General features: G+C 61.6%; 23 protein-coding genes. 11 read left to right on the top strand and 12 right to left on the bottom strand.

Features of this window, described 5'->3' with window-relative positions; all coding sequences use genetic code 11:
- Window positions 1-22: 22 nt before the first annotated feature.
- Window positions 23-1,495, bottom strand: a complete 1,473-nt coding sequence (locus R8871_RS16740) for a sodium:solute symporter family protein (protein WP_175051448.1) — start codon at window positions 1,493-1,495, stop codon at window positions 23-25.
- Window positions 1,492-1,707 carry a DUF3311 domain-containing protein gene (locus R8871_RS16735; protein ID WP_154560458.1) on the bottom strand — a complete coding sequence of 72 codons (216 nt, stop codon included), beginning with the start codon at window positions 1,705-1,707 and terminating at the stop codon, window positions 1,492-1,494. The genes R8871_RS16740 and R8871_RS16735 overlap by 4 nt, the downstream gene beginning before the upstream one ends.
- A gap of 347 nt (window positions 1,708-2,054) precedes the next feature.
- On the opposite strand from R8871_RS16735, the gene R8871_RS16730 reads away from it, so the two are divergent.
- Both R8871_RS16730 and R8871_RS16725 read left to right on the top strand, forming a co-directional pair.
- Window positions 2,055-2,732: a MarC family protein gene (locus tag R8871_RS16730; protein WP_175051447.1), complete on the top strand. Its 678-nt coding sequence runs from the start codon at window positions 2,055-2,057 to the stop codon at window positions 2,730-2,732.
- Window positions 2,733-2,817: 85 nt separating this feature from the next.
- The gene (locus R8871_RS16725; RefSeq protein ID WP_175051446.1) at window positions 2,818-3,651 is read left to right on the top strand and encodes a class II glutamine amidotransferase; all 834 of its coding nucleotides are present in this window, start codon (window positions 2,818-2,820) and stop codon (window positions 3,649-3,651) included.
- A gap of 5 nt (window positions 3,652-3,656) precedes the next feature.
- On the opposite strand, the gene R8871_RS16720 is transcribed toward R8871_RS16725, so the two are convergent.
- Window positions 3,657-5,408 (bottom strand): cobaltochelatase CobT-related protein, encoded by a 1,752-nt coding sequence (locus R8871_RS16720; protein ID WP_175051445.1) that lies wholly within the window; start codon window positions 5,406-5,408, stop codon window positions 3,657-3,659.
- A 41-nt stretch (window positions 5,409-5,449) separates the two neighbouring features.
- Window positions 5,450-6,682 carry an AAA family ATPase gene (locus R8871_RS16715; protein WP_175051444.1) on the bottom strand — a complete coding sequence of 411 codons (1,233 nt, stop codon included), beginning with the start codon at window positions 6,680-6,682 and terminating at the stop codon, window positions 5,450-5,452.
- A gap of 285 nt (window positions 6,683-6,967) precedes the next feature.
- On the opposite strand from R8871_RS16715, the gene R8871_RS16710 reads away from it, so the two are divergent.
- From R8871_RS16710 to tkt, 3 genes are all read left to right on the top strand, one after another.
- Window positions 6,968-8,074 (top strand): porin, encoded by a 1,107-nt coding sequence (locus R8871_RS16710; protein WP_175051786.1) that lies wholly within the window; start codon window positions 6,968-6,970, stop codon window positions 8,072-8,074.
- Between the two features lie 347 nt (window positions 8,075-8,421).
- Window positions 8,422-8,667, top strand: a complete 246-nt coding sequence (locus R8871_RS16705; protein ID WP_175051443.1) for a DUF6723 family protein — start codon at window positions 8,422-8,424, stop codon at window positions 8,665-8,667.
- Window positions 8,668-8,895: 228 nt separating this feature from the next.
- Complete coding sequence (gene tkt, locus R8871_RS16700) at window positions 8,896-10,980, top strand: transketolase (protein WP_175051442.1); 2,085 nt, start codon at window positions 8,896-8,898, stop codon at window positions 10,978-10,980.
- Between the two features lie 32 nt (window positions 10,981-11,012).
- On the opposite strand, the gene zapE is transcribed toward tkt, so the two are convergent.
- The 4 genes from zapE to R8871_RS16680 all read right to left on the bottom strand — a co-directional run bounded on the left by zapE (window position 11,013) and on the right by R8871_RS16680 (window position 16,299).
- A complete protein-coding gene (gene zapE, locus R8871_RS16695; RefSeq protein WP_175051441.1) occupies window positions 11,013-12,119 on the bottom strand; it encodes a cell division protein ZapE in 1,107 nt (368 codons plus the stop codon).
- 19 nt (window positions 12,120-12,138) lie between these two features.
- Window positions 12,139-14,460, bottom strand: a complete 2,322-nt coding sequence (locus R8871_RS16690; RefSeq protein ID WP_175051440.1) for a PAS domain S-box protein — start codon at window positions 14,458-14,460, stop codon at window positions 12,139-12,141.
- 4 nt (window positions 14,461-14,464) lie between these two features.
- Complete coding sequence (locus tag R8871_RS16685) at window positions 14,465-15,271, bottom strand: alpha/beta fold hydrolase (RefSeq protein ID WP_175051439.1); 807 nt, start codon at window positions 15,269-15,271, stop codon at window positions 14,465-14,467.
- Between the two features lie 125 nt (window positions 15,272-15,396).
- A complete protein-coding gene (locus R8871_RS16680) occupies window positions 15,397-16,299 on the bottom strand; it encodes a YihY/virulence factor BrkB family protein (protein ID WP_175051438.1) in 903 nt (300 codons plus the stop codon).
- A 578-nt stretch (window positions 16,300-16,877) separates the two neighbouring features.
- Here R8871_RS16680 and R8871_RS16675 point away from each other — a divergent pair.
- From R8871_RS16675 to R8871_RS16660, 4 genes are all read left to right on the top strand, one after another.
- Window positions 16,878-17,336, top strand: coding sequence for a response regulator (locus R8871_RS16675; protein WP_175051437.1), 459 nt, complete (start codon window positions 16,878-16,880; stop codon window positions 17,334-17,336).
- A gap of 291 nt (window positions 17,337-17,627) precedes the next feature.
- The gene (gene glgX / locus R8871_RS16670; RefSeq protein WP_175051436.1) at window positions 17,628-19,844 is read left to right on the top strand and encodes a glycogen debranching protein GlgX; all 2,217 of its coding nucleotides are present in this window, start codon (window positions 17,628-17,630) and stop codon (window positions 19,842-19,844) included.
- Between the two features lie 161 nt (window positions 19,845-20,005).
- The gene (locus tag R8871_RS16665) at window positions 20,006-20,185 is read left to right on the top strand and encodes a DUF2934 domain-containing protein (RefSeq protein ID WP_175051435.1); all 180 of its coding nucleotides are present in this window, start codon (window positions 20,006-20,008) and stop codon (window positions 20,183-20,185) included.
- A 434-nt stretch (window positions 20,186-20,619) separates the two neighbouring features.
- Window positions 20,620-22,773, top strand: a complete 2,154-nt coding sequence (locus tag R8871_RS16660) for a hybrid sensor histidine kinase/response regulator (RefSeq protein ID WP_175051785.1) — start codon at window positions 20,620-20,622, stop codon at window positions 22,771-22,773.
- 45 nt (window positions 22,774-22,818) lie between these two features.
- Here the strand turns inward: R8871_RS16660 and R8871_RS16655 are convergent, their stop codons facing one another.
- The 4 genes from R8871_RS16655 to R8871_RS16640 all read right to left on the bottom strand — a co-directional run bounded on the left by R8871_RS16655 (window position 22,819) and on the right by R8871_RS16640 (window position 25,245).
- Window positions 22,819-23,838 carry a class I fructose-bisphosphate aldolase gene (locus R8871_RS16655; protein WP_175051434.1) on the bottom strand — a complete coding sequence of 340 codons (1,020 nt, stop codon included), beginning with the start codon at window positions 23,836-23,838 and terminating at the stop codon, window positions 22,819-22,821.
- A 41-nt stretch (window positions 23,839-23,879) separates the two neighbouring features.
- A complete protein-coding gene (locus tag R8871_RS16650; RefSeq protein WP_054035427.1) occupies window positions 23,880-24,200 on the bottom strand; it encodes a thioredoxin family protein in 321 nt (106 codons plus the stop codon).
- Window positions 24,201-24,368: 168 nt separating this feature from the next.
- A complete protein-coding gene (locus tag R8871_RS16645; RefSeq protein WP_175051433.1) occupies window positions 24,369-24,656 on the bottom strand; it encodes a hypothetical protein in 288 nt (95 codons plus the stop codon).
- Between the two features lie 58 nt (window positions 24,657-24,714).
- Entirely contained in the window at window positions 24,715-25,245 is a 531-nt protein-coding gene (locus R8871_RS16640; protein ID WP_246287603.1) for a MarR family winged helix-turn-helix transcriptional regulator, read from the bottom strand.
- 69 nt (window positions 25,246-25,314) lie between these two features.
- On the opposite strand from R8871_RS16640, the gene R8871_RS16635 reads away from it, so the two are divergent.
- Together R8871_RS16635 and R8871_RS16630 are read left to right on the top strand one after the other, a co-directional pair.
- Window positions 25,315-25,695 (top strand): DUF2628 domain-containing protein, encoded by a 381-nt coding sequence (locus tag R8871_RS16635; RefSeq protein WP_175051432.1) that lies wholly within the window; start codon window positions 25,315-25,317, stop codon window positions 25,693-25,695.
- 132 nt (window positions 25,696-25,827) lie between these two features.
- A complete protein-coding gene (locus tag R8871_RS16630; RefSeq protein ID WP_175051783.1) occupies window positions 25,828-26,298 on the top strand; it encodes a hypothetical protein in 471 nt (156 codons plus the stop codon).
- Window positions 26,299-26,398 lie beyond the last annotated feature (100 nt).

Below are 26,398 nucleotides of genomic sequence, written 5' to 3'. Positions count from 1 at the left end.
GACAACAGCTACAAAGAAACCCTCAATGCACCGGCGCGTGGGTCTGCTCAACCGAGCGCGGCTGCGTCACAGCGCTCACCAGGGCAAAGACAATCACGTTCACGGCCAATGCGAGGAAGCCGATATTGATGTCCTTCAGCGCGTCGGGCAGGAACGGCATTATCTGCCCGATACTCAGATGCATGGTCGTCGTTACCGTGACGACTGCAACGCCTGCAAGAATGCCGCAAAACGCGCCGTACTTGGTCGCCCGGTTGTGCGGCAGCAAACTGCAGATCACCGCTGGAAACAGCTGGGTCACGAAGCTATAACCCATCAGCAGCAACGCCACGATCGTCTCGCCGCCATGCAACGTAAAGCCCACCGCCACCAGCGCCACCACCGGCACCAGGAGGCGTGCGAGGTTCGCCACCGTTGCATCCGAGGCATTGCGGCTCACCATGCCGCGGTACACGTCGTTGGCGAGCAGCGTGGACGCCGACGTCAGAATCATCGAGCCCGGCACCAGCGCGGTCAGAATCCCGGCCGCGCCAATCACGCCGACAAACCACGGATCGAAGGTCTGCAAGGACAAACGGAACAGCGAGAGGTCGATGTCGCCACCCTTCAGGCCCGGCACCTTCAGCGTCGCCGCGAAGCCCACGAAGAACACGAACAGCAGAATCAACTGGTACAGCGGCAGCACCATCGCGTTGCGCCGGAAAATACGCTCGTCCTTCGCTGTGAAAATCGAACCGAACGTATGCGGCCACATGAAGAAGCCCAACGCGGTCAGAAGCACGGTCGACTGGAACCAGGTCACGCTCGAACCCTTCGCCGGGAAGGTCAGGAAGCCCGGGCGCGCGGCGTCGATGGCATGGAACATCTCGCCGAAGCCGCCGTAGTAGTGCAAGGGCAGATAAATGCCGAGGAACAGCACGATCGCCAGAATCAGCAGATCCTTCACCACCGAATTCCACGCGGAGCCGCGCACGCCGGAGACGATCACGTAAGCCGTCACCACCGCGGCGCCGATCCATATAGCCGCCGTCGATGAAATCGCGCCATACGAGGCGGTCGCGACGATGATGCCGAGTCCCTTGAGTTGCAGCACGAGGTACGGAATCAACGCCGCCACGCCGACCAGCGCAACCAGGGTGCCGAGCGCAGGGCTATCGTATTTGCGCGCGAAGAAGTGCGGCTGCGAGACGAGATGGTGATTCTTCGCGTAACGCCAGATGGGCGGCAGCATCCAGTACGAGAGGATGTACGCGAGCGTGCCGTAGGCAAGAATGTAGTAGACCGGCGCGCCCTTGCCATAAGCAAAGCCACTGCCGCCGAGGAAGGTGAAGGTGGTGTAGATTTCGCCCGCCATCAGCAGGAACACGAACGCGGTGCCGAAACTGCGGCCGCCCACGGTCCATTGTTCGAGACTCATGTCGTGGCCGCGCCGCGCGCGCACGCCCAGGTACAGCGCAAACAGCGTAATGGCCGCAATGATGACGAGTGCGCTCATGACCGGACCTCCTCGGCATCAGTGGCAAGCTGCCGGTTGCTCGGGTCCAGACGGTAGATGATCGCCATGATGATCGAGCTCAGCACCACCCACATGACGATCCAGGCCAGCACGAACGGCATGCCGAGCACCAGCGGCTCGACACGATTCACAAACGGGACGCCGAGCAGAATGCCGATGAACGGCAGCGCGGCGAGTACACGAAGCAACATAGGGGCGACTCCTCGAACCGGTAAGTACGTCTCGTTGAAAGTGCGGCTTCGCTGGGGACTGTATGCCTGATGGTTCTGTTACGTAAAGTAAGTCAAAAAAGTGTAGGCTTTTCGAAAGTTGCGCGCGCATCTTTCGGCGCTCGTCTGCTGCGGTGCAGCGCCGCGCGCTGTTTGCATCGCCCTGTTTTTCGCCAATTTGCGTGCCGCGCCGCGATATCATCTGAGCCACGCAACGCGAGCAACAATCTGGACCGCCCGAAGGCGTCCGGCATTTCAACCTGGCGTGGCGCGCCGGTGGGCAGTCAGTCGATCAGCCCGCCCGCGCCGCTGCCCGAAACGGATTGCATATGGTCGAAAGTCTGATCTCGGACATTCTCTTTGGCTTTACCGGGCTGATCAGCATCATCAACCCAATCGGCATGGCGTTCGTCTTTCTCGACCGGACAGCATCGCTCACTACGGAAGACCGCACGGCGCTCGCCAAGAAAATCGCCTTCAACGTCATGTGCGTGTTGCTTGTCGCCTTCTTTGTCGGCACCCCGATTCTTCATTTCTTCGGCATCTCCATGGAGGCCTTGCGCATCGGCGGGGGCCTCGCGGTCGCGGTCGGCGGCTGGCAGATGCTCAACGCGCCCGACACGCAACCGGCCGAGCAGCCGGCGGTCAAACGCGTGGACGCGGATAACGCCATGTCGAAGGCGTTCTTCCCACTCACCATTCCACTCACCACCGGGCCGGGTTCGATCGCCACGGCGGTCGCGCTGACCGCGAACCGCACGCATAAGCTCTCGGCGTTCGTGCTGTCGAGCATCGCATCGGTGGTGATCTCGCTGCTGGTGGCGGCCACCGTGTATCTGATTTACAGCCGCGCGGTGGTGTTCGCCAAGTATCTCGGCGTGGACGGCACCAAGGTCGCGATGCGTGTCTCGTCGTTTCTGCTGCTGTGCATTGGCGTGCAGATTATCCTGACCGGTTTTTCGGAGTTCCTGATACCGATCGCGCAGATGCAACCCGTGGTCAAATAGCGGTCGGCGGCACGCGAGCCCGGTCGAGGCTGTGCGAGCTTCGTCAGACATTTCGTCGCCTTACGTCGCAACCGGAGGGGAACTCATGTGCCGCTGGCTCGCTTATACCGGTAACGCGCTGCAACTCGAAACCGTGCTGTTCAACGCCAAACACTCCCTGATCGACCAGAGCCTGCATTCGCGGCTCGGCCAGACCACCACGAACGGCGATGGGTTCGGCATCGGCTGGTACGGTCATCCCACCGACATCCCGTTTCGCTATCGCTGCATCCAGCCCGCGTGGAGCGACCGCAATCTGCGCGAGGCGGCGCGGGCGATCCGTGCGCCGCTGTTCGTCGCGCACATCCGGGCGGCCACCGGCACGCCGTCGCAGGAGACCAACTGTCATCCGTTCCGTTACGGCCGATGGCTGTTCATGCATAACGGGCTGGTGCGCAACTTTCCGCTCGTACGCCGCGATCTGATGCTGGCGATCGATCCCGAGCTGTTCCCGTCAATCGAAGGGTCAACGGATTCCGAGGTGCTGTTTTTTCTCGCGCTGACTTTCGGTCTCGAACTCGCGCCGGTTACCGCGCTTGAGCGGATGGTGGGTTTTGTCGAGGACATCGGGCGCAAACACGATGTCGATGAGCCGCTGAACATGACCGTGTGCGCCACGGACGGCGAGCAGATCGTCGCGGTTCGCTATTCGAGCGAAGGGCAGTCGCGCTCGCTTTTCCACAGCACCTCGTTCCGGCATCTGCACGAGCTGTATCCAGACGACCCGCGCATCGCGGCGGCGGGTGAAGATGCGTTCCTGGTGTTGTCGGAACCGCTCTCGGATCTGCCGGACTGGTGGGAAGAGATTCCGGAGAGCACGGTCGTGGTCGCGCGGAACGGGGAGATCGATCAGTATCCGTTCGAGCCGCAACTGGCGTAGGCGCGTTAGCGCGTCAGCAGCATCGAACTCAACACCGAGAAAACGGTCGACGGCAATTCGGCCAGGCGGCTCACCACCACGTTGTGCGGATAGAAGTCCTCGACCGCATCGGTCAGCACGCCGATCCCCAGCAGTTCGATGCCGCGTTTCTGGATCGCCGCGACGCGTTCGCGCAGATCGTGGCGCAATACCTGTGGATCGCCGTCGCCGGTCGACGGATAGCCATCCGAGAACACGATCAGGATGCGCCGTTCGGCCTGCTGGTCCGCGAGCCGCGTCGCAGCCCAGGCGAGCGCCTCGCCGTCCGGATTCTCGTGACCGCAATCGATCGTGGCGATCCCGCTTGGATCGATCGAACCAAAGCGTTTGTAGACTTTCAGATCGAGTCGCTCGACAAAGCGGTTATAGCGCTGCAGATCCGCGCCGGCCGCGAGTTGCCGCTCATACAGTTGCTTCATCGGCGCGGACTCGAGCGAGCAATAGCCAAGCACTTCGCAGTCGAACGATAACTGCGTCAACGCATCGCACAGCGCGGTCGCGCACAGGCGCGCGAGCTCGATCTTGCGCCCGGCCATCGAGCCGCTGCGATCGATCAGCAAGCTCACGGCAACGTCGCGCCCTTTGGCTGCCCGCTGCGTGCGAAACGGCGTGCGGTAACCGGGCGAGGTCGCCAGTTTGGCGAGCGCGGTGCGGTCGATCTCGCCGCGTTCCTGTTCGCGGCGCCAACGAATGCGTTCGTCGGCGCTCAGCGCACGCTCCAGTTTCTCCTTGAGGGGCGCGGTGTCTGCCCGGGCCTGCGCGCGAAGCTCGCGCCACGTCGCGCTGTCGCCTTGACCGGTGACGTCGGTGATCTCGTCGAATTCGGTGGCGAGCGGAATCGATAGCCGCGCGCGGGTGGTGTCCGGTACCACACCGGCTTCGCCTTCGGAACGTGCCGACGCCTGCTGTGCATCGGCCAGCGATTGCCCCATGCCCACCGCATTTTCCGCTTGCGCGCCACCGCCTTTATCGGAGGGCGGTGAGGCAGCGTTGTCCTGGTCGGGCAGGGCCGCGTCGTCATCGTTGAGTGGCGCTGAGGAAGACGCGGCGGTTTCCGTGTCGATATCTTCAACCGGATCCGCGGTGAACACCATGCTGTTGACGTCGCCCGCCGATAAAGCCCGCACGCGCGCCACCAGGGCCTGCGCTGCGGCAATGCTTTGCTCGGTCGAACGGCTTCTGCGCGACTCGTCCAGCAGATCCTGGGCGGCGTGCAGCGCGGCCAGCAGGGAGTGGCTCGCTTCGGTACGGGTCGGCTGTTCGTCCCACAGCGCTCGCTCCACCAGCCAGACCAGCCGGTCACGCCAATGCAGCTTCGGCCAGCGCTGCCGCGCCTGCTCGGCGGCATGCACACGCAGTTTGCCGACGAACCAGCGCGCGCCCGGATACTCGTCGAGCAGTTGAGCGCAAACGCGGCGATCCTCGATGACCTGCGCGAGATTCGCCTCAACGCCTGGCGGCAGCGCGTCCATCTGCGCGAGCGACGAATGCTTGGCGCGTGCCACCAGCAGATCCAGGTAGCCGATCAGCACGTCGCGCTCGACGCCGCCGCTCAACTCGTAGTCGGGAATCACGATGCGACCGGGTTCCACACGCGGGCCATCCGGACTGAAAACGACCGTCACGCCGTATTGCCCGGTCAGCACGCGCGCCACTTTGCTGAGCGTCGATTCAAACGCAAAGCCTCGCGTGTCGCGCACCTGGTGCATGGCGTTCATGTGGGTGTTGTGGGTGTTGTGGGTGTCGTGGTCAGCGACCGTCAGGCGGCCGGCGCAATGTGATGGCGAACGATGCCGCGAATCAGCGCCGCGTCTTCGGGACTGACCTTCGCGTAGATCGCCGGGCCGGCGGCGCGTTCGGGGTCGCCGGTGCGCAGCATCAGCTCGGCCCAGTCGAGCAGGCGCCGTGTGGAGAATGCGCTCGACAGGTCTTCGCGGGCGAACGCCGCACGGCAGTCGGCGGCAATCGCGGCGAGCGTGGTGGCGAGCGCGCGTGTCATATGCGGGGCGAGGGTGCGCATCAGCACGTCAGCTTCTTCGGCGGGCGTCAGGTAGTCCAGCATGTACACGCGCCAGCGATCGAGAAACGCTTCGTTCATCAGATTCGCGCCCTGATACAGATGACGGAACTGGCTCATCGCACCGACCGCGTTCGCCGTAGCGAAGAGCCGGAACGCGGGATGCGGGGCGACGATCTCATTGCCTTTCTCTTTCAGCACGAGACGCCCGTGCGGTTCAAGCACGGCGGTGAGGGCGGCGAGAATCGACGGTTCGGCGAAATCGATTTCATCGACGATCAGCCAAAGGCCCTCGCGCATCGCCGTGGGCAGCACGCCGTCCACCCAGATCGTCTCGCCGCCCTTGACTGTCCAGAAGCCGACAAAATCGCCGACGGTGGTTTGCCCGTTCATGTTCGAGCGCAACACGCCATGATGCGAGCGCGCGGCAACCTGTTCGATCAGGCTCGTCTTGCCGGCGCCGGTATGACCGATCAGCATGACGCGCCGGTTCTCCACGATATCTTCGACGATGTCGTTAAAGCGCTCGGAAAACAGATAGGCCGGATTGATGCGCGGCACAAGCGGATTGTCGACACCGCACGGCACGTCGACACGGCCGATGCGCACCGTTTCGCCCGCGCCCGCGCCCTCTACCTGCGAATGGCGCTTCGCCGCCGAGGCCAGCGCCGCGACGCGCTGCAATTCCGGCATGAAGGCCACCCGTTTTGCCGCACCGGCTTCGTCCGCGGCATCGGGCGTATCGATCGCGAAGCCTTCGCGTCGCCACTTCTTCAGCTTCGCGCGCAGGTTTTCCGCATCGACCACCAGATCGATATCGACCGATCCGGTGCCGTTGCTGTCATCGACACCATGTTCGAGCCGATAGTTCTCCGGCCGGTCCGCCACGCTGACGCGCCACCATTCCGCGCCGTTCTCCGTCGCACGTTGGTAAAGGCCAAGGTTTTCGTCTTCGGTCAGTTCAGGCACGTTCATGGCGAGTGGCAAAGAATGAATGGGCAAACGATCAATGCGTTTCTATTTGGCTGATGCCGAATGACCGACTATCTTATCGTGAGTACCTTTCGATCTCATCGATGAGGATTTCTTTTGAGGCGCGCCAATTCCACTGCGGATTTTCAAAGCCGGGCGCGCAGCCCGCAAAAGCTTATTGCGTCAAACGGATAGGCCAGGAAGCACCGATCACCTATAGTTCGTGCGCGAAACGTGTAGTTTTACAACATTCTATTCTCGACAGAAGAAACTCACGGCAAAACAATGATGAGACTACATACAAAATTAGTGGCCGCTCTGGCGGTGATCAGTCCGCTGGCATATGGTCAAACCAGCGTGTCGTTATATGGCCGTCTCGACGGCGGCGTGGAATATCTGAATCACATCAATAATGGCGCGGGCGGCAGTTCGACCCGTTGGAGTGCTGAAGGCGGCGATTGGGGCACCAGTATGCTGGGCCTCAAAGGCAATGAAGATCTGGGTGGTGGGTTGAATGCGATCTTCAACCTCGAAACCGGTCTGCAAATCATGAACGGCACCACCAGTGGCGGACGGTTGTGGTCACGGCGCGCCTTCGTCGGCCTGAAGAGCGACCAATGGGGCACGCTGCAAGCCGGGCGCAATCTGTTTATCGATAGCGACGGCGTGTGGGAATTCGACCCGTTCGTGCAGCAGGCGTTTTCGTCGGCATCGCTCGTGCGCGGACGCAACTGGCAGCAGACCAGCAACAACGTCGAGTATCACAGCCCGGTGTTCTGGGGCTTCGACGTGCAGGCGCAATACGCCTTCGGCAATCAGGCGGGCGCGTTCAACAGCGGTGCATCGGGCGAGTTTGGCCGCTCCGACGGCATCATGCTGAGCTATCACTCACCGCTCTTCGACGTGCGCGGCATCTACGACGAACTGCGTGACAGCAACGGCCGCTTCACCAACATCTTCCAGGCCTCGCGCGAATATTTCGCCGGTGCGAATGTGCATTTCGATGCATGGAAGATCCAGGGTGCGTATACGCATTACTCGGCGCCGGATTCACCAGTGGGCGTGGCCGACACTGCCGATCACTACTGGCTCGGCGCCACGTACAACGTCCAGTCGCGCTGGGCGGTAACGGCGGGCGGCTATTACATCAAGGTCGGCGACGGCGGCAGCGATGCCGCGCACGACCCGTCCGGCCACGCGCTGATGTACGTGCTCGGCACGACCTACAACCTCTCGAAGCGGACCTTCGTGTACGGCACGGTGGGCTACGTGCACAACGGCAGCAACTCGAATTTTTCGCTTGAAGCGTCGCCACGCGATGCCACCAATAACACGAGTCCGCTTGCGGGCGAGTCGCAAACCGGCGCGTATGTCGGGATGCTGCATCAGTTTTGACGCAGCTTTAGCGGCACGTTCGGACGCAGGTCGGCAAGCTGCATCATCAACGCTTTCGACTCGCGTTATCACGTCGTGACCGAACCGGTCGCGCGTAACGGCTGTGCACGCGACAGCCGCCGCAACCCGTTGCGGCATCAACAACCGCATGTCGATTTTCCCTGGCGCACTGGAACCGGGTTCACCGGATTTCCAGTGCGCGCCGTTTTATTCCCCCGATCCCCCCGACTCTCGCGCTGAACCCATCCCGCTTCGGGTGGAACAGGTATTGCTCAACGCCGGTACGCAGCTTGCTGCCATTGGAATTGACGCACCGGACCACAGGTGCAGGGATAAGGGACATGCACATGGCGCGCCATAAGGCCGACGTGGCTGACGACGACTTCGAGATTTACGCCAGCTATCACGGAACAGGCGACGGCCGTTACATAGGTGGATTGAAGGTCGTCAGAAAAGCTGACAGGCGGATTCTGTTTCCATTCGATGGCGCACCCGAGATCGGCCCCTATGCGACTGCCGATGAGGCGCGCCGCGCGGCGATCGACTACGGCCGCGAGATCGTGGCCGCAGATCGTGCGGCCCCCGAAAAGTAACGGCAGGTAAAGCCGCAAGCCGTTTGAAAGAACTACCTCCAGTCATCAGCGCAACGCGGCACAGGATGTAACGCGCCGTGCAGATTTACGCGCATCGGCGCATTATCGATGAGCCTTGTGGTCCTCAAGCGTTCTTCCACGTTCTTCCAGATGAACACCGGTCGCCGACCACGCCGTTTCGATACGCGTCCCGGCGATGCCTCCAACCGCCGAACAAGGAGTGTCCCCATGCAAAACGATCCCGCCCTCGACCAGTTGTGCATCAACACGATTCGCACGCTGTCGATGGACGCTGTGCAAAAGGCCAATTCCGGTCACCCCGGCACGCCGATGGCCTTGGCGCCGGTCGCCTACCATCTGTGGCAAAACCACCTTGTTTATGATCCGGACGAGCCGCTGTGGCCGAATCGCGACCGCTTCGTGCTCTCGGTGGGACACGCGTCGATGTTGTTGTATTCGCTGCTGCACCTGGCGAACGTCAAGGCCGTGGACCACGACGGCAAGCCGACCGGTTCGCCTGCCGTCTCGCTCGACGACATCGAACATTTCCGCCAACTCGACAGCAACACGCCTGGCCACCCCGAATACCGCATGACTACCGGCGTGGAAACGACCACCGGGCCGCTCGGCCAGGGCTTGGGCAATAGCGTCGGCATGGCGATGGCGGCACGTTGGCACGAAAGCCACTTCAACAAGCCCGATGCGCCGCTGTTCGATTACCGCGTCTACGCGCTATGCGGCGACGGCGACATGATGGAAGGCATCTCGCACGAAGCGGCGTCGCTGGCAGGGCATCTGAAGCTGTCGAATCTGATCTGGATTTACGACAGCAACCGCATCACCATTGAGGGCCACACCGACCTCGCTTATAGCGACGACGTGGAGAGCCGTTTCCGTGGCTACAACTGGCATACGCTGCACGTGAACGACGCCAACGACGCCGCGGCGCTCGAAGCCGCGTTTGTCGAAGCGAAAAGCATCACGGACCGGCCGACGCTGATCGTGGTCCATAGCATCATCGGATGGGGCGCACCGCACAAGCAGGACACGTCCGCCGCGCATGGCGAGGCGCTCGGTGTCGAAGAAGTGGCGCTGACGAAGAAGTTCTATGGCTGGCCCGAAGACAAGTTTTTCTATGTGCCGGACGGCGTGCATGAACGCTTCGCCGAGGGTATCGGCGCGCGCGGCAAGGCGGCGCGCGAGGCATGGCTCGCGAAGTACGACGCATACAACAAGCAATACCCGGAACTGTCACGCGAATTCGCGCAGATGGAAGCGCACGAATTGCCGGAGGGCTGGGACAGCGGCATCCCCACGTTCGATGCCGATCCGAAGGGCATCGCCTCACGTGATTCCTCAGGCAAGGTGCTCAACGCAATTGCCGCGCGCGTGCCGTGGATGATCGGCGGTGCGGCCGATCTTTCGCCGTCTACGAAGACCAATCTGAAATTCGAAGGTGCGGGCAGTTTCGAAGCCGACAACTATGGCGGGTGCAATCTGCACTTCGGGATTCGCGAGCACGGCATGGGCGCGGCAGTGAACGGCCTCGCGTTGTCGAATATGCGGCCGTTCGGTTCGACCTTCCTGATTTTCAGCGACTACATGAAGCCGCCGATTCGCCTTTCCGCAATCATGGAAGTGCCGGCGATCTATGTGTTCACACACGATTCGATCGGCGTCGGCGAAGACGGTCCGACCCATCAGCCGATCGAGCAACTGGCTTCGCTGCGTGGCGTGCCGGGACTGACCGTGCTGCGTCCGGGCGACGCGAATGAGGTCGCCGAAGCGTGGCGCGTGGCGATGTCGCATCCGCGGCGGCCGTCGTGCATCATCGTGTCGCGTCAGGCGCTGCCGACCCTGGATCGTACGCGCTATGCGTCGGCGAAAGGCGTGCAGAAGGGCGCTTATGTGCTTGCCGATGCGCCTGACGGGAAGAAGCCTGAAGTGATTCTGCTCACCACGGGCAGTGAATTGTCGCTATGCGCCGACGTCTACGAGAAGCTCAAGAGCGAAGGAATCGCGGCGCGGGTGGTGTCGATGCCGTCGTGGGACATCTTCGAGCAACAGGACGAGGCCTATCAGGATTCCGTGCTGCCGCCCGATGTGGATGCGCGCGTGGCGGTCGAGCAGGCGGGAACGCTCGGTTGGGACCGCTATGTCGGGCGCCACGGCGCGCAGGTGGTGATGCATACGTTCGGCGCGTCCGCGCCGCTTGCCGATCTGAAGAAGAAGTTCGGCTTCACGCCAGACCATGTGTATGACGCGGCGAAGCAGCAGATCGCGCGGGTGAGGGGCAAGAGCGGCAAGGCGTAGGGTGTGTCTGCAGAGGGTCGTTCACGCCGTTGTCACGGCTGGGCGACCGTCTGCGTTGCCGCGATTTCGATCCTGCCGGCCATGTTGTCGAGTGTGCTGCGATAGCTGCGCGATTGCATTTCGGCGAGCCTGCTGAGCGTTCTCGACAGATCGTGCGCGCCTTCGAGTCCGCTCAGCGCTGCCTCGATCGGCTGATCGGACGCGATGAACAGCGCGCATTTGCGGTCGTAGAAGATATCGACAAGCCATATGAGACGCTGCAGCGTATGCGCCTGAGCAAGCCGCTCAGTGTGCACATGGTCGAGAATCAGGCCGTGCCAATGCTCGGCGAGGTCCAGGTAGTCAAGGTGCGAACGGCTCGCCACGCACAGGTTTTCGAAGTCCGCCCATAGCAACGCGGCTCCCGCTGCGCGCACGGCGAGCGGCCTGCCTGCCGCGCTGACGGTGGCAGGCTCCAGTGTCTCGTTGCCTTCATAGCGCTCGAAAATTTGCAGGAGCGCGTCGCCGGTTGCCGCGTCGAGCGGCGCAAAAAAGTGCGACAGCGCGGCTTCTTCGCCGCCGAAACGGTAATCGCGTGCGCCGTCGAAGTGAATCACCGTGAAGCAGCGTTTGATCTGCTCGATCGTCGGCAGGAAGCGCTCGTGAAACTCCGGGTCGGACAGCAGGCCATCCGGTGCGTAGTTCGAGGTCAGCACGATGCGTGTGCCCAAACTGATCGCGGTATCGAGAAACCGGCCCATCAGGAACGCGTCAGCGATATCGTGCACGTGAAATTCGTCGAAGCACAGTAACTCCACGCCATCGAGCCATTGTCGCGAGACCGACCCCAGCCGGTCGTCGCCGCGCGGCTCATTTACCAGGCGCCGGTTCATCTCGCGTAGAAATTCGTGGAAATGCAGGCGCCGCTTCCGGCAGCTTGCCAGCTCGAATACCGTGTCGCTTTTGCCCCGGCCGGGCAAGCCGTGGCAGTAGACGCCCTGATGTGCCGGCGTGGCGCTGTGTTTTGTGCGACGCCCGTGTGGCCCGCTTGTCCCATTTGCGCCCAGTAACGTGACGAGCGCCGCGATGGCATCGCGTTGGGTTGCATCGGGAACGATGTCGCGCGCGGCGAGGGCACTGACTACCTGAGCATCGAGCATAGGCTGAAGGTTCTTTTCATTAACGGCTCAATACGCGTTGTAATTCCCGCGGATCGACAGGCTTGGTGAAATGATGGTCGAAGCCCGCTTCTTCAGCGGTTTGTTTGTCCTGCTGCTGACCCCAACCAGTAACGGCGATCAGCAGAATGCCGGCGTCATGGTGCTCGTGGCGAATGCGCCGCGCCAATTCATAGCCGTTCAGGCGCGGCAGGCCGATGTCGAGAATCACCGCCTGCGGCGCGAATTCGCCGATCAGTTCCAGCCCGGCGATGCCGTCGCCGGCAGTGCGCACCTCGTGGCCTTCGAGTTCGAGCACCATGGCGAGGCTATCGGCGGCGTCCGCATTGTCGTCGACGATCACGACGCGCAAGCCTGCCGTGCGTGGCATCTCGGCCGGCGCATTCTCCGATTGCTGCGGGGTCGCTTTCGATAGCGGCAGACGGATTACGAACTCGCTGCCGCTGCCTGGACCGCTGCTGAATGCGGCGACCGTGCCGCCGTGCAGTTCGGCGAGACCGCGTACCAATGCGAGACCGATACCGAGACCGCCTTGCGAGCGATCGAGCGCCGGGGCGAGTTGCGAGAACATTTCGAACACGCTGTCCAGATGCTCACGCGGAATACCGATGCCGGAATCGCGTACGACAATCACCGCTTCATCGCCTTCGCGCTCCGCGGCGAGCGAGATGCTGCCGCCGGGCGGCGTGTACTTCGCAGCGTTGTTCAGCAGGTTCAGGATCATCTGCGACAGGCGCGTGGGGTCGGCGTCGAGATAGAGCGGCTCGCGCGGCAAGGTCATACTCAGATGATGCGCCGAGGCCTGCACGGTGGGCTGCGCCGCTTCCATGGCGGATTGCATCGCACGCGCGAGTTCGAGCCGCTGCTTGCGCAATTCGAGCTTGCCCTGCGTGATGCGCGACACCTCCAGCAGGTCGTCGACCAGATGCGTCATGTGCTGCAATTGCCGGTCGAACACGTCGCGAGACCAGCTCAATTGCGGGTCGGCGAATTCTTTCAGACGCAAAATTTCCAGCACGTTGCGCATCGGCGCGAGCGGATTGCGCAGCTCATGCGCGAGCGTGGCGAGAAATTCGTCCTTGCGGCGGTCGGCCTTTGAGAGTTCCAGATTCAGACGCTGCAATTGCTGTTCGGCACGCCTGCGCCCGGTGATGTCGCGGCTTACGCTGACCGCGCCATAGGTGTCGCCGCGCGCATTTGCCAGCGGCTTGACCACCGTTTCGCACACGCCACGCGAGCCGTCGCGCCGCACGAAGGTCAGCTCGCTGCGCCAGGTGCCGTCTGCAGCGAGGCCGGCGAACGCTTCTCGCCGGATGCGTAGCGCATCTTCCGGCGGATGGAACATCGAGATCGGCTTGCCGAGAATCTCGCGCATGCGATAACCCAGCATGCGTTCTCCACCAACGTTGAAATCAGTGATGTTCCCCCTGAGGTCGGTGATCACGATCGCGTCGCTCAGATGCTCGAAAATCGCCGCCTGGCGCAGCAGCACGGTCTGTGCTTCCTTGCGCTCGGTCACGTCGATGCCGAGACCATAGATCATCATCGGCTCGCCGTGGCTGTCATAAGTGGCGCGGCCGCGGCCTTCCATCCAGCACCAGTCGCCGCTCGCATGCAGGAAGCGGAACTCGGCGACGTAGTCGTCACCGCTTTTCACCGCATGATCGACCGCCTCGTTGAGCGCAATCAGGTCGCCGGGATGAATCAGTTCGAAAAAGCCATCGGGTATTTTCGCAAACCGTCCCTCGGCGTAGCCCGCGAGCGCTTCGAGCTCGCGGCTCCACCAGAACTTGCCCGACTTCGGCTCGTGCGACCAGGCACCCATACGCGCGCCGCGCATGGCGAGGCTCAGCACATCGCGGCTTTCCTGCAACTCTTTCTGCGCGAGCTGATGCGCGGCGACAGACGCTTCCGCATTGCGACGCGCGAGCAACAACTCCTGCTCGTACTTGTGGCGATCCGCAACGATCAGCACCGCCACTTCGACATAGGTGGCTTCGCCATGACAACGGCGTACGGCGTTGAGCAGCATCGGCACCACGTGGCCTTCGCGATGCATCATGTTCAGTTTGACCTCGGCCACCGAGCCTTGCATCTGCAGAAGCGGCGCCCAGTGCGTCTGGTAGAACACTTTGCCGCCGGTGGTCAGAAGGTCCTGAATGTGCTTTGTGGTGGCGAGTTCAACCGCCTGATAGCCGAGCCAACCGCAGAACGTCGCGTTCACGCGCAGGATGCAGCCGTCGGTGTCGGTCACGAGCAGGCCGCAGGCGGCGTGCTCGAACAACGCATCGGCAGACGGCAGCGGACGGTCCGTGGTTTGCATTGTCTTACAGACTCATCGGCTCGAGGAAGGCGCGCATGGCCGCGGCGCTAGCGCTGGGGGAACTCAGATGCGGGCAATGGCCGACGTTCTCGATGATGTGCAGCGTGCTGGCGGGCATCATTCGTTTCATGTATTCGCCGACCGAGCGTGGCGCGATGATGTCGTCGCTACATTGCAGGATCAGCGCAGGCGTGACGATGCGCGGTAGTAGCGCGCGGTGATCGGAGAGAAACGTGACACGGGCGAAGTGCCTCGCGATCTCAGGGTCGGTGCGACAGAAACTGTTGGTCAGCTCGACGCCGAGTTCGGGCTGCTCGGGCGCGCCCATGATAGCCGGCGCCATTGTGCTCGACCAGCCGAGGTAATTGCTTTCGAGCGTGCGCAACAGGTCTTCGATATCTTCGCGCGAAAAGCCGCCGACATAGTCGCCTTCATTCACATAGCATGGCGACGGACCTACCAGGATGTGCGCGGCAAAGAGGTCCGGCGCTTCGAGACCGGCGATCAGGCCGATCATTGCGCTGACCGAGTGGCCGACGAACACCACGGGCCCCTCGGCGGCGACATCATTGACGATCTCGATCAGGTCGGCTGCATAGCCGTTCAGCGAGCCGTACTTGTCGAAGTCATAGGCGGACAGATCAGAAGCGCCACTGCCGACGAGGTCGAACATCACGGTTCTGTATTGGCCATGGAACGACGGCGCGAGGTAGCGCCACATGCTCTGATCGCAGCCGAAGCCGTGCGCCATCACCATGGTCCGTTGGCCGGAACCGGAAACTTTCACGTTATTGCGCTTGCCGATGCTCATTACCGAGTCCTGAGGCCTGCGGGCCTAAGCGGCGGATACGCCAGGCCCCGCAGGTAATGGGGCAATGTTACCGCAGTCTTGCCGTTAGGCCGCGCAGGATGTGCAACTGCAAGCGGCGATATCCCTCACGCCGTTTTGATTTCCTGGGGCGGTGCGTCAGCCGGCTCAAGCCCAAATCGTTCGTATTGCGAAATCACCTGCGCGCCGAACAGCAGCAAGGTAGCGAGCCACTCCAGGCTGAACAGGATCACGATGGCCATGGTCAGCGACCCATACACCACACTGACCTGCGACAGCGTTGCAAAATACCAGACCAGCACATGCCGGGTGATCTCCCACAGCACGGCGGCAACGATTCCGCCGAACAGCGCATGCTTGAGGGAAGGTCTTCCAACGGGCATGACCATATAGATCGACGTCAACACGAAAACCTCGCCCGCGAGGCCGAGCAGATACAACACCACGCGCGACAATCCCTGCAATGAAACATGCAGGCCGAATAGTTCGACACCTTCGGCCCCGACGGCCTCCAGACCACTCGACACAAACGTTACGATCAATAATCCAATGCCGAGAAAGAGAATGTAGCAATAGGGCAGCAGCGCAGAGAGCAGGAAGTGTCGTCGCCGAACCACCACCCGGTGTACGAAAATCAACGACATTGCATTCTCGAGCACCGTGAATGCGAGCGAGCTGAAAAAAATCATGGTCAGCAACAACACCCAGCCGATCACCGCGCGATGTGCCAGAAAATTGGCCAGCTCGCGTACCAGCGCAGTGGATTGCCCCGGCACCAGCCACTGCAACAGATGCCCTAGCGCTGCAAGCAGCACGTGCTGCGGCACGAGCCGCGACAATACGATCACGATAAGAATCATCAGCGGCACAATCGACAATAGCGCGTAATACGCGACCGCCCCCGCGAGCAGCAAACCCTGGTTCGCGCGGAAGGCTTTCAACGTCTGCAGCACAAACGTGCCGGGATGTTTCGCCACATACAGCGCGTGCTCATCGATGATGGTTGGCATGGGTCCTCACGGTGTGCGTATCGGGCTTGCGGCGGGCTTTCCGCGGACCTGCCGGCAAGGTCAGCACCTACCGTATATTCGTAGCAAGAACGCAGCCACCCCGGCGACCGTGCGGGATAACCCGCAGCCAGGGTTATCAATGCGACGCCGTTTTCCGACAAAATTTCGCGTTTTTCTTCAACTCAGGCTTGCGTGTTTTCCCCAACTCGACGTGACTATATTCGATCGTATACAACGGGCCGATGATGTCGCGGTGAATACGAAGCTACGCGCAATGCACGCAGCAAGGGCGGCATGCACGGGGGAAGTGCGTTTCATCTGTATTTCAACGCAATATCCCGTGCTTGCGCACGATGTGTCGGGGGGCGTCAAGACAGCATAAATCAGGAAGCGGCATTTCGCCCGTTGCGCTATGGTGAGGTGGTAGCGCATGAGCAGCGGCGAATCGGGCGCGGCGTGGCGAAAACCGAAGCGTATGCCTGGCGAGCGATAAGCGTTTGCCGCGCGGTGGGAGCGAATCTTGCTCCCATATTCCTCGATGCCCAGAAGCGGCACCAGAAAGAAGCCAGGAGACCAGGGTGACGTTCGACGACAGGATGGACGAGAGCGATGACGTCGTGGTTTGGCGGACTATTCAGTATGCGATGGCGTCAAACCGTCGCGTGCTCGTGGTCGACGATTACCGGGAAGCGGCCGAAGCTTTGCAGATGCTGTTGAACGCCGACGGCTTCGAGTGCCGCGCGCTCTGCGATCCGCTCGCCGTTTGCGGCATGGCCTGCGAGTGGCAACCGTTCGCCGTTCTGCTCGACATCAAGATGCCCGGCCTCGATGGCCTCGAGCTGGCTCGCCGCCTGCGGGCCAACCCGTTGACTTCGGACATGCTGCTGGTGGCCTGTACGGCGTTTGCTTCGCGTGAAGACAAGGTGCGCGCGAAGGCCGCTGGTTTCGACGCCCATTGTGCCAAACCGCTGACACCGGAGCGGCTCTTGCGCGTGCTCGAGTCGGCTGCCGCGTTGCATACTGTGGGACCGCAGTAAAGACGGTGCAATCATGCCCGTTGCGTTATTTTCTCTTCGAAGTTCTCGCCGGTTAACCGGTTCTGCGGCCGCTCTTTAGTCCGCGTCATTCCCGTCTCCATTCATGCACGGCAAACGCGTCGTGTGCCGTGCTTGCACACGACGTCCCTGCGTTTTTCCGTAGTCGCCTGAAGGGCGCCTTGTTCCAGCTGCGTTCCGCTGCACAACGCTCGGGTCCATAACTTGCTGACGAAGCACGCTCGCGCATTCAAAACGCGTATCCGAGCGCCCTAAGCTTTTACAGGAATCCCTATGTCATCCCAAGCCAGCTATTCGACGCGCATCGCGGAAGGCACGCCTTTCCCGCTTGGTGCGACGTGGAACGGAAGCGGCGTGAACTTCGCGCTGTTCTCAGCGCATGCAACCGCCGTCGAACTCTGTCTGTTCGACGAAACCGGCGAGACGGAAATCGAACGCATCGAGCTTCCGGAATACACCGACGAGGTCTGGCACGTGTTTGTGCCGAACCTGAAACCGGGTGCGGTGTACGGCTATCGGGTCCACGGTCCCTATGAACCGGAAAACGGACATCGCTTCAATCCGAACAAACTCCTGCTCGATCCCTACGCGAAAGCTCATATTGGGGAGCTCAAATGGGCGCCGGAAATTTTCGGTTATACGCTCGATTCGGAGGAGGGCGATTTGTCATTCGACGAGCGCGACAGCGCGCCCTTTGTGCCGAAGTGCAAGGTGGTCGATGCCAACTTTTCGTGGAGTCACCCGGAACGCAACGCGCTGCCCTGGGAGCGCGTGATCTTCTATGAAACGCACGTGCGCGGTTTTACCAAACGTCATCCCGATGTACCGGAGAATTTGCGTGGCACATTCGCAGGACTCGGCCAGCAAGTGGTGCTCGATTACATCAGGAGCCTCGGCGTTACGTCGGTCGAACTGATGCCGATTCAGACCTTCGTCAACGACAGCCATCTGCTCGACAAAGGCCTTACCAATTACTGGGGCTACAACACGATTGGCTTCTTCGCGGCCGATCCGCGCTTCTTCGCATCGTCGATCGATTCGGTCGGCGAATTCAAGGAGATGGTGGACCGTTTTCACAATGCCAACCTCGAAGTCATTCTCGACGTGGTCTACAACCACACCGCGGAAGGCAACGAGCGTGGTCCGACGATCTCCTTCAAAGGCATCGACAACGCGTCTTACTATCGCCTGATGCCCGACGAGCCGCGTTACTACATCAACGATACCGGCACCGGCAACACGCTCAATCTGTCTCATCCACGCGTGCTGCAGATGGTTACCGACAGCCTGCGCTACTGGGTGACGGAGATGAAGATCGATGGTTTCCGTTTCGACCTCGCCACGATTCTCGGCCGTGAAACGCACGGCTTCGACGAAGGCGGCGGCTTTCTCGACAGTTGCAGGCAGGACCCGGTGCTCTCCGCCGTGCGCCTGGTCGCCGAGCCGTGGGACTGCGGCCCGGGTGGCTATCAGGTGGGCGGCTTTCCGCCCGGCTGGGCCGAATGGAACGATCGCTTTCGCGATACGGTGCGCGGCTACTGGAAGGGCGACGAAGGGGAGGTCCCCGACCTTGCCAAACGCCTCACCGGTTCGGGCGACAAGTTCAACCATCGCGGGCGCCGTCCGTGGGCCAGCGTCAACTTCGTCGCCGCGCACGACGGCTTCACGCTCAACGATATGGTCTCGTACAACGACAAGCACAACGAGGCCAACGGCGAAGACAACAAAGACGGCCACTCCGACAACAAGTCATGGAACATGGGCAGCGAAGGGCCGACGGACGATCCGGAAATCCGGCAGCAACGCGAGCGCCAGAAACGCAATCTGCTGGCTACGTTGCTGCTCTCCCAAGGCACGCCGATGATCCTCGCGGGCGACGAATTCGGCCGCACGCAGAAGGGCAATAACAATGCATATTGTCAGGACAACGAGATCAGTTGGGTCGATTGGGAGGGCATCGACGACGACGGCCGCACACTGATCGAGTTCGTCAAGAATCTGACCACGCTGCGCCATCGACTGCCGGTACTGCGTCGCGGTCGTTTTCTCAGCGGCGAATATAACGAGGCGCTCGACGTGACCGACGCGCGTTGGCTTTCGCCGGACGGCACGGATCTTTCGCAGGAACAGTGGGACGATCCGTCGATGCGCTGCTTCGGCCTCGTGATCGACGGACGTGCTCAGGAGAGCGGCATTCGACGTCCCGCGTCGGATGCGACCTTGCTGCTAGTGCTGAACGCGCATCACGACGTGGTCAATTTCACGCTGCCCGACGTTCCCGAGGGCGATGTGTGGACCTGTCTGCTGGATACGAATATGCCGGTGCGCGCAGAGTTGCCGCAATTCAGCGCCGGCGACGCGTATCAGGTGACAGGCCGTTCATTGCTGCTGTTCGCACTTGACGCGCCAAGCCGCGCAACACAACGCGTGTTTGATCGCCTGGAAGAACAACTTACCACTGACGAAAGCGAACATCCGCCCGGAACGTGACGAGGCTGGAGCTTCGCTTAAGTGGTCGTACCCAGGTATAGCGCTTGCTCGATTCCGGATAGCTGTGCGCCCGTCGTTCCCCTCGACGGGCGCGCGGTACAGCCGATATCGGTCTTCGTCAGCTCTAACCGAGGGGTGATCAAATGGAACAGGAAACACAAATGGAACAGGAAGCAACGTCTAAAGAAGAACAGATTCGCACACGCGCTTACTATCTTTGGCAGCAGGCGAGCGATCCGAAGGGCACGCCTGACGAGTACTGGGAACAGGCGCGCGATGAGATCGAGAAGGAAGCGCCGCCGACAGAAAGCGGGCCGGTGACTGGGGCGTCGAAGAAGTGACAATGCGCCGGTTTACACGTCAACGCGGAAGTGGCATTGAAACACAATGCTGAGATACAGAAGCGAGTTGCATCGTCGACGCCCCGCGGACGTCGACGCGTGCGACTTACGTGATTTGTTACGTCTGACTAAATGAGATCTACCCGGAATCAACCACCTGAATGTTCCGCGCACCGTTGCCAGCTATATCGGCAAACACCCTATATTCGCCGCGCTGCAGCACGCCGTGAACGGCCTACCAATGGATGCCCCCCGTGAGCAATGCGTGTGCCTGACTATCGCTAACCGTACGTGCGTCGTTTTCGACATGAGCCACGCTATGGAGAACGGCGGAAGTGCGGTAAATTCCGGGAGATGAAATAGCGCACGAACAACGCGGGGCGTGTTGTGCGCGACCGCCCGACCTGTACTCATTTTTCATGGAGATCGTGACCTTGCAACGTGCCGAACGTGTCGCAGTCGATTTCCCCATGCCGTCGCGTAATTTCGCGGCGACACGGCGCGTGCTTCTGATCGTGCTCGCGGTTTCGATTGCGTTTCCTTTGGCATGCCTCGCGGGTTACGGGTATTTCGATTATCAGCGCCGGATTGCCGATTCGAATGACATGATCGACCGGCTCGCGCGCGTCACCGAGGAACAGGCCGTCAAGGTGCTGGACCTCAACCAGCAGATGGCCTCGCGCATCGTCGATTTGCTCGGCAACGACAATGACGCGCAGATTCGCACGCAGGAGGCCGGTTTGCACGACCGTCTGCGGCAGATCGGCGGCGACTTTCCGCAGGTCGCGTCGATCTATCTGCTCGGTGCGGATGGAAAGTTGCTGGTGTCGAGCCGCGCTTATCCGGCGCCGGCCATGTCGAATAGTCAACGTGAAGATTTCACTGCTGCCAAGGCCATGCGGCCGCAACCCTATTTCTCACTACCCTTATTCGGGCCGCTGTCGCAAACCAATGTGTTCAACACCGCAACCGGTCGCTCAGGCGAGAACGGACAATTCCTGGGCGTGGTATCCGTCGCGTTGCGCACCGATTATTTTTCACGCTTCTACCGTGAACTGACGAATGGCGATACGTCGCTCTCGTTAGGGCTGTACCGCCAGGACGGCAGCTTGCTGGTGCGTTATCCGGCATGGCCGAGCGGCGCCAAACCTACCCATCAGAGCGCGTTCTCCGCGGCATTGCGCGACAAACAGCTATTCGGCCACATCCGTCTGACGTCAACCGTGGATGGCGTCGAACGGCTGCTGGCATTTCGGCGCGTCGGCGACTACCCGCTCTATGTGATGAGCGCGTACGAAACAGGCTCAATCGGCGCCGCGTGGCGCGAACACTTCATGGCGATCGCGGCGATCACGGCCGTGCCTTGCGTCGCGATCTGGTTGCTGGTGTTTTTCTCATTGCGCCAACTTGCCGACGAGCGCCGCGCATGGGAGCGCTGGCAAGGCGAAGTGGCCATGCGTCTTTCGGCCGAAGCGTCGAGCCGGCAATTGCAGCGCATGGGTGCGCTCGGCAATCTCGTCGCAAACGTCGCGCACGATTTCAACAATCTACTGATGGTGGTGTCGGCCAACACCGAACTCGCGCGTTTGAAGCGCTATAACAACCTGGAAAAAGAAGTGCAAGCCGTTGAGCGCGCCACCGCCACGGCGGAATCGTTGACGCGGCGGCTTCTGAGCGTGGCGAAAAAACAGCCGCTCAAGCAGGAACCGGTCAACCTTGCCAGATGGTTGCCGAGCGCCGCGCCACTCATCGACGCGGCGCTCGGCGACAACATCGAAATGGCCTTGAACATGGTCGATAACGTCTGGCAGGTGCTGGCCGACCCGACCGACCTCGAATTCGCAATCATGAATCTGGCGGTCAACGCACGCGATGCGATGCCGCGCGGTGGCCGGTTTGTGATCCGTTGCCAGAACAACCGTCTGGTGGGCAGCGACACCTTGCTGCCTGACGGCGAATACGTGCTGATTGCCTGTTCCGACGACGGCGAAGGAATGCCCGAAGGCGTCGCGCGTCGCGCGTTCGAGCCGCTGTTCACCACCAAGCTGCGCGGCTCGGGCTCGGGCCTTGGCCTCGCCCAGGTCCTTGCCATGTGCGAACAGGCCGGCGGCACGGCCAAAATCGACAGCGTGCCGGGCAGCGGCACAACGGTCAGACTGTATTTGCCGCGCTATCGCGATCGGCAGAAGGCGACAGTGCCCGACGTAGAAACGGCGCAACAGCCGGCACCTGCGCCAATGGGCGTCGTGTTGCTGGTGGAAGACAACGAAGATGTGGCGGCCGGCGTAGCCGCCGTGCTGGAAACCTTCGGTTGCGAGGTGCGGCACGAACCGACCGCCGACCAGGCGCTCGACGTGCTGAGCGGCGGCGCGACGTTCGAACTCGTGCTGTCCGACATACAGATGCCGGGCAAGCTCAACGGCATCGACCTCGCGGAGAAAGTACGCAGCGCGTGGCCGGCGCAGAAGATCGCGCTGATGACCGGCTACGCCGACGAACTCGAACGGGCGCGCCGGCTCGGCGTAGCAATACTCGCCAAACCCTTCAATATCGACGAGCTGCACGCGCTGGTTGTTTGCGAACCGTAGGGCCGCTTTGACAAGCGCGGCACTGGCGGACCGCTCGTCGTGGGACTAGCTCTTTTCCTGCGAAGCGTCGTACTTGCCGAGCGCCGCCGCGCTGTTCAGACGGGCGCGCTTGAGCAGTGCCGCCTGGGCTTCCTTGACGTTACTCGCTTGTCCTTTCCACGCTTGCAGCGGCGGTTCCTGCAACGCGCGACCATACGAAAAGCTCAGATTCCACGGCAGCGGCCCGAGGCGATTCATTGCATCGAGATTGGCCGTTGCTTCTTCCGGCGTTTGCCCGCCGGACAGGAACACGATGCCCGGCACCGCCGAGGGCACCGTGCGCTTGAGTATCCGCACCGTGTGCGCGGCGATGTCCGCGGTCGACGATTGCTGCGCGTGTTCAGAACCCGCCAGCACCATGCTCGGCTTCAGCAGAATGTGTTCGAGCACCACGCGATGCCGGTGCAGTGCGTTGAAGACCTCGTGCAACACGGCCTCGGTCACTTCAGCGCTGCGCCCGATGGTGTGATCGCCGTCCATCAATACTTCGGGTTCGACTATCGGCACGATGCCCGCTTCCTGCGAGATGGCCGCATAGCGCGCGAGCGAGTCGGCGTTCGCTTCGATGGCGAGGCGGCTCGGCAGGCTCGCCGTGATGTTGTAGACCGCGCGCCATTTCGCAAAGCGCGCGCCTTGCCGCTTGTAATCGACGAAACGTCTGGCAAGGCCGTCGAGGCCCTCCGTGATTTCGTCGCCCGGGGCAAGCGCGAGCGGAATCTTGCCGAGGTCCACCTTGATACCGGGCACGATGCCGTTCCTGGCGGAGAGTTGCGGAAAAGGCGTACCGTCGTCCGCTTTCTGGCCGAGCGTTTCTTCGTAAAGGATCACGCCGCTCACGAATTCGCCGAGACCCGGCGTGGTCAGCAGCAGGTTGCGATAGGCACGGCGGTTTTCCTCGCTGGATTCGAGGCCGATCGTCTTGAAGCGTTTGGCGATGGTCGGGCCGCTTTCGTCGGCGGCGAGAAGACCTTTGCCGGGTTGGGCCATTGCATCGACGGTGGCTTGCAGCTCGCTACGGGTATCCATGAAGTGTGCTCCCAGTAATCCGGTTAGCGGATGAAGTCTTGTCAGACCGACGCGAAAGCCTCGGCTATCTCGGTGGCGTTCGCCGGGCGCACAATGCGTGCGACTTCGGCGCCGTCGCGCATGAAGATCAGCGTGGGCCAGAGTTTCACCTTGAAGGACCGGCCCAGCGGGCGGCCAGGACCGTCTTCGATTTTCAGATGCCTGATGCCGGCATGCGGTTCGAAAGCTTTCGCGATCGATGCTTGTGCGCCCTGGCAGTAGCCGCACCAGTCCGTGCCGAATTCTATGACCGTGACGCCCGGGAAGGCGTCGACCTCGGCTCGTGCGGGCGCTTTGGGGGAATAGGCGGTTCGGGTTGCCATGAGTGCTCCGGTGCTTTTTTACCTGTGCCGGCAGGGCTTTCCACTGTCGCGGAGTTTCGCTGCCCGTCGATTTTTGTAAGAGTAGCAGCTATGGTCAGGATCGTCAGTGCGGGTGGCAGTTCTCTGTGCGCAGGCAAACCCACGAAGCCGCCCGAAGCGCAGAACCTGTTACCTCGTGCATTGCGTGACCGCCTGAGCCAAAGCGTCCTGACCCGCGGGGTTCTGGAAAAAGTCCTCGACGCTTACGTGTTGTTCCTCGGCTAGCGCCTGCAAACAACGCTCATTGTTGCTGCGTACTGCAGCGGGCGCGCAGGCAATCGCAATACCGAGCAGGACACAGAGCGCAATCCCGATCACGCCGCCAAAAATCCAGTTTGCCGGCCACCGCACATGGCCGGCAGAAACCCTTGCACCCTTACGGATCGCTGTGCAGTGCTGACTCGCCAGATCATCCATTTACGCCTCTCGTTATAGTTAGCAAGACAACTATCTGGTTAAAAAAAAGCGCCTTACCTTATCCAAGCGCTTTTCGCACGCCGTGCATGGAGCTAACGGCCGCTCCAAACAACTCGGGCCCAATCTTCGCCCGAAGATTCTTGGCTATTTGCGCGCTGGCCTCGTTGATCGGCCGGTCCAGCGCCTTGCCGGCCCGCGTGGCATACACGCGCCATTCGCGGCCGTCGGTTTCGCCCTGACGGCGCTCGATCAAGCCCTTGTCGCTCAGGTTATCGATCAGCCGCGTGGCAGTGGGGCGGGCGATGCCCAGCAGATCCGCGACCTGGCTGCTCAGGCAACCGGGCGTGGCCAGCACGACGCGCAGCACGAAACCCTGCGGCGGCGTCAGCCCGAATTCGGCGTACACCAGACCCCATTCGCGCTCGGCAAGCCGCGCCAATGCGGATGAATTGAAGTAAAGGCAATGATCGAACATGGCGCTATTGAAACTCAATATGGTTAGCAAGGCAACTAAAATTTGGTGAGATGTATCTCGCTGTTTGAGAGCGACCTGCGGGTGCTTCTTCGCGCAAATTTCACACAAACGCATATTCTTGCAAGCGTGACATGTTAAACGTCATGATTCGCTCTCAAGGCATCATCGTATTCAGGAAAGGACATGGCAGAAAAGATCTACCTTCGGCACCCCGGCAAGGATGAAACCGTCGCGCTCGCCACGGGTTTCAGTTGGGGCGCGTTGCTGCTGGGCTTCGTCTGGGCCATGTCGAAGAGAATGTGGTTTGCCACTTTCATCATGCTGGCGGTCAACACGTTGCTGTTTTTTTCGGGCTTGTGGGGTGAAACGATCGGCACGATCGGGCTGGTGCTGTCGGTGCTGTTCGGCGTTGCCTGTGGTGCTTATGGCAACCAGTGGCACCGTTGGACGCTCGAGCAGCGCGGATACGTTGTTGTGCGTCCGGCGGGCGAGGGCGGTTCGGTGGGAGCAGATAGTGCTCAAGCTCAAACCACTCATGCACGTCCCCCTGAGCAGATCCCCTGAGGCAGGCCGCCAGGACTTCTCACCCTGTCATGGAGATATTCGATGCAGATCGGAATTGCCGTAAGGACCTCCACCCCGTTGGCCATGTCTGCCATGTTTGCCACGTTTGCCCCGTCTGCCACACCTCGCGCCATGCTCCGCCGCGGCCTGTTATGCGCGGCGCTTATCTCGTCGCTTTGTGCCGCGCCGTTCGCGCACAGCGCCGATCCGGCGGTCGCACCAACGGCTGACCCTGGCACAGCGGTCGCGTCAGGCGCACAAGCTGCCATGCCATCCGCCGCGTCGGCCGCCACTCCCGACGACACCTTTCTGCTCACCATCTTCCTGCGTCACGACGAATCCAGGCCGCTGCCGAAAATCAACGATCAGTTGCGCGCGCAAGGATTTTTCAAGACCTTTCCGCCACCCGGTATCGAGGTGGTGTCGTGGTACGTCATGATGGGCATCGGCCAGGTCGTCACGCTGCGCGTGCCGGCAAGGCGTCTGCGTGAAGTCAACCGGGCCATCGAGACGACAGCGTGGGGCGGCTATCGCACCGAGTTTTATCCGACCTACGATTACAAGGCGCAAGCACAGCAAATGCGCTCAACGGACGGCAAGTAGCGTCGTCCATGCCTTCAGCGTGTCCGCAACGGCGCGCAACACAGATTTGGGATGCGGAGGCGCAGGTTTACGCGTCCGCAAGCTAGGCCGATAATGCCCC

Source organism: Paraburkholderia sediminicola, assembly GCF_902859805.1.
In the GTDB taxonomy this organism is placed as follows: Bacteria; Pseudomonadota; Gammaproteobacteria; order Burkholderiales; family Burkholderiaceae; genus Paraburkholderia; species Paraburkholderia sediminicola.
Note: the sequence above shows the minus strand (reverse complement) of the source record. Positions and strands in the feature narration are given on the sequence as shown.

Bases quoted from the DNA above. Each gene is read 5' to 3' on its own strand.
- R8871_RS16705 (WP_175051443.1), top strand. From the start codon at position 8,422: ATGGCGCGCCATAAGGCCGACGTGGCTGACGACGACTTCGAGATTTAC.
- R8871_RS16710 (WP_175051786.1), top strand. From the start codon at position 6,968: ATGAGACTACATACAAAATTAGTGGCCGCTCTGGCGGTGATCAGTCCG.
- R8871_RS16730 (WP_175051447.1), top strand. From the start codon at position 2,055: ATGGTCGAAAGTCTGATCTCGGACATTCTCTTTGGCTTTACCGGGCTG.
- R8871_RS16635 (WP_175051432.1), top strand. From the start codon at position 25,315: ATGGCAGAAAAGATCTACCTTCGGCACCCCGGCAAGGATGAAACCGTC.
- R8871_RS16690 (WP_175051440.1), bottom strand. From the start codon at position 14,460: ATGCAAACCACGGACCGTCCGCTGCCGTCTGCCGATGCGTTGTTCGAG.
- R8871_RS16735 (WP_154560458.1), bottom strand. From the start codon at position 1,707: ATGTTGCTTCGTGTACTCGCCGCGCTGCCGTTCATCGGCATTCTGCTC.
- R8871_RS16650 (WP_054035427.1), bottom strand. From the start codon at position 24,200: ATGGCAACCCGAACCGCCTATTCCCCCAAAGCGCCCGCACGAGCCGAG.
- R8871_RS16680 (WP_175051438.1), bottom strand. From the start codon at position 16,299: ATGCCAACCATCATCGATGAGCACGCGCTGTATGTGGCGAAACATCCC.
- R8871_RS16655 (WP_175051434.1), bottom strand. From the start codon at position 23,838: ATGGATACCCGTAGCGAGCTGCAAGCCACCGTCGATGCAATGGCCCAA.
- R8871_RS16640 (WP_246287603.1), bottom strand. From the start codon at position 25,245: ATGCGTTTGTGTGAAATTTGCGCGAAGAAGCACCCGCAGGTCGCTCTC.
- tkt (WP_175051442.1), top strand. From the start codon at position 8,896: ATGCAAAACGATCCCGCCCTCGACCAGTTGTGCATCAACACGATTCGC.
- R8871_RS16725 (WP_175051446.1), top strand. From the start codon at position 2,818: ATGTGCCGCTGGCTCGCTTATACCGGTAACGCGCTGCAACTCGAAACC.
- R8871_RS16645 (WP_175051433.1), bottom strand. From the start codon at position 24,656: ATGGATGATCTGGCGAGTCAGCACTGCACAGCGATCCGTAAGGGTGCA.
- R8871_RS16685 (WP_175051439.1), bottom strand. From the start codon at position 15,271: ATGAGCATCGGCAAGCGCAATAACGTGAAAGTTTCCGGTTCCGGCCAA.
- R8871_RS16715 (WP_175051444.1), bottom strand. From the start codon at position 6,682: ATGAACGTGCCTGAACTGACCGAAGACGAAAACCTTGGCCTTTACCAA.
- R8871_RS16665 (WP_175051435.1), top strand. From the start codon at position 20,006: ATGGAACAGGAAGCAACGTCTAAAGAAGAACAGATTCGCACACGCGCT.
- R8871_RS16720 (WP_175051445.1), bottom strand. From the start codon at position 5,408: ATGAACGCCATGCACCAGGTGCGCGACACGCGAGGCTTTGCGTTTGAA.
- R8871_RS16740 (WP_175051448.1), bottom strand. From the start codon at position 1,495: ATGAGCGCACTCGTCATCATTGCGGCCATTACGCTGTTTGCGCTGTAC.
- glgX (WP_175051436.1), top strand. From the start codon at position 17,628: ATGTCATCCCAAGCCAGCTATTCGACGCGCATCGCGGAAGGCACGCCT.
- R8871_RS16630 (WP_175051783.1), top strand. From the start codon at position 25,828: ATGCTCCGCCGCGGCCTGTTATGCGCGGCGCTTATCTCGTCGCTTTGT.
- zapE (WP_175051441.1), bottom strand. From the start codon at position 12,119: ATGCTCGATGCTCAGGTAGTCAGTGCCCTCGCCGCGCGCGACATCGTT.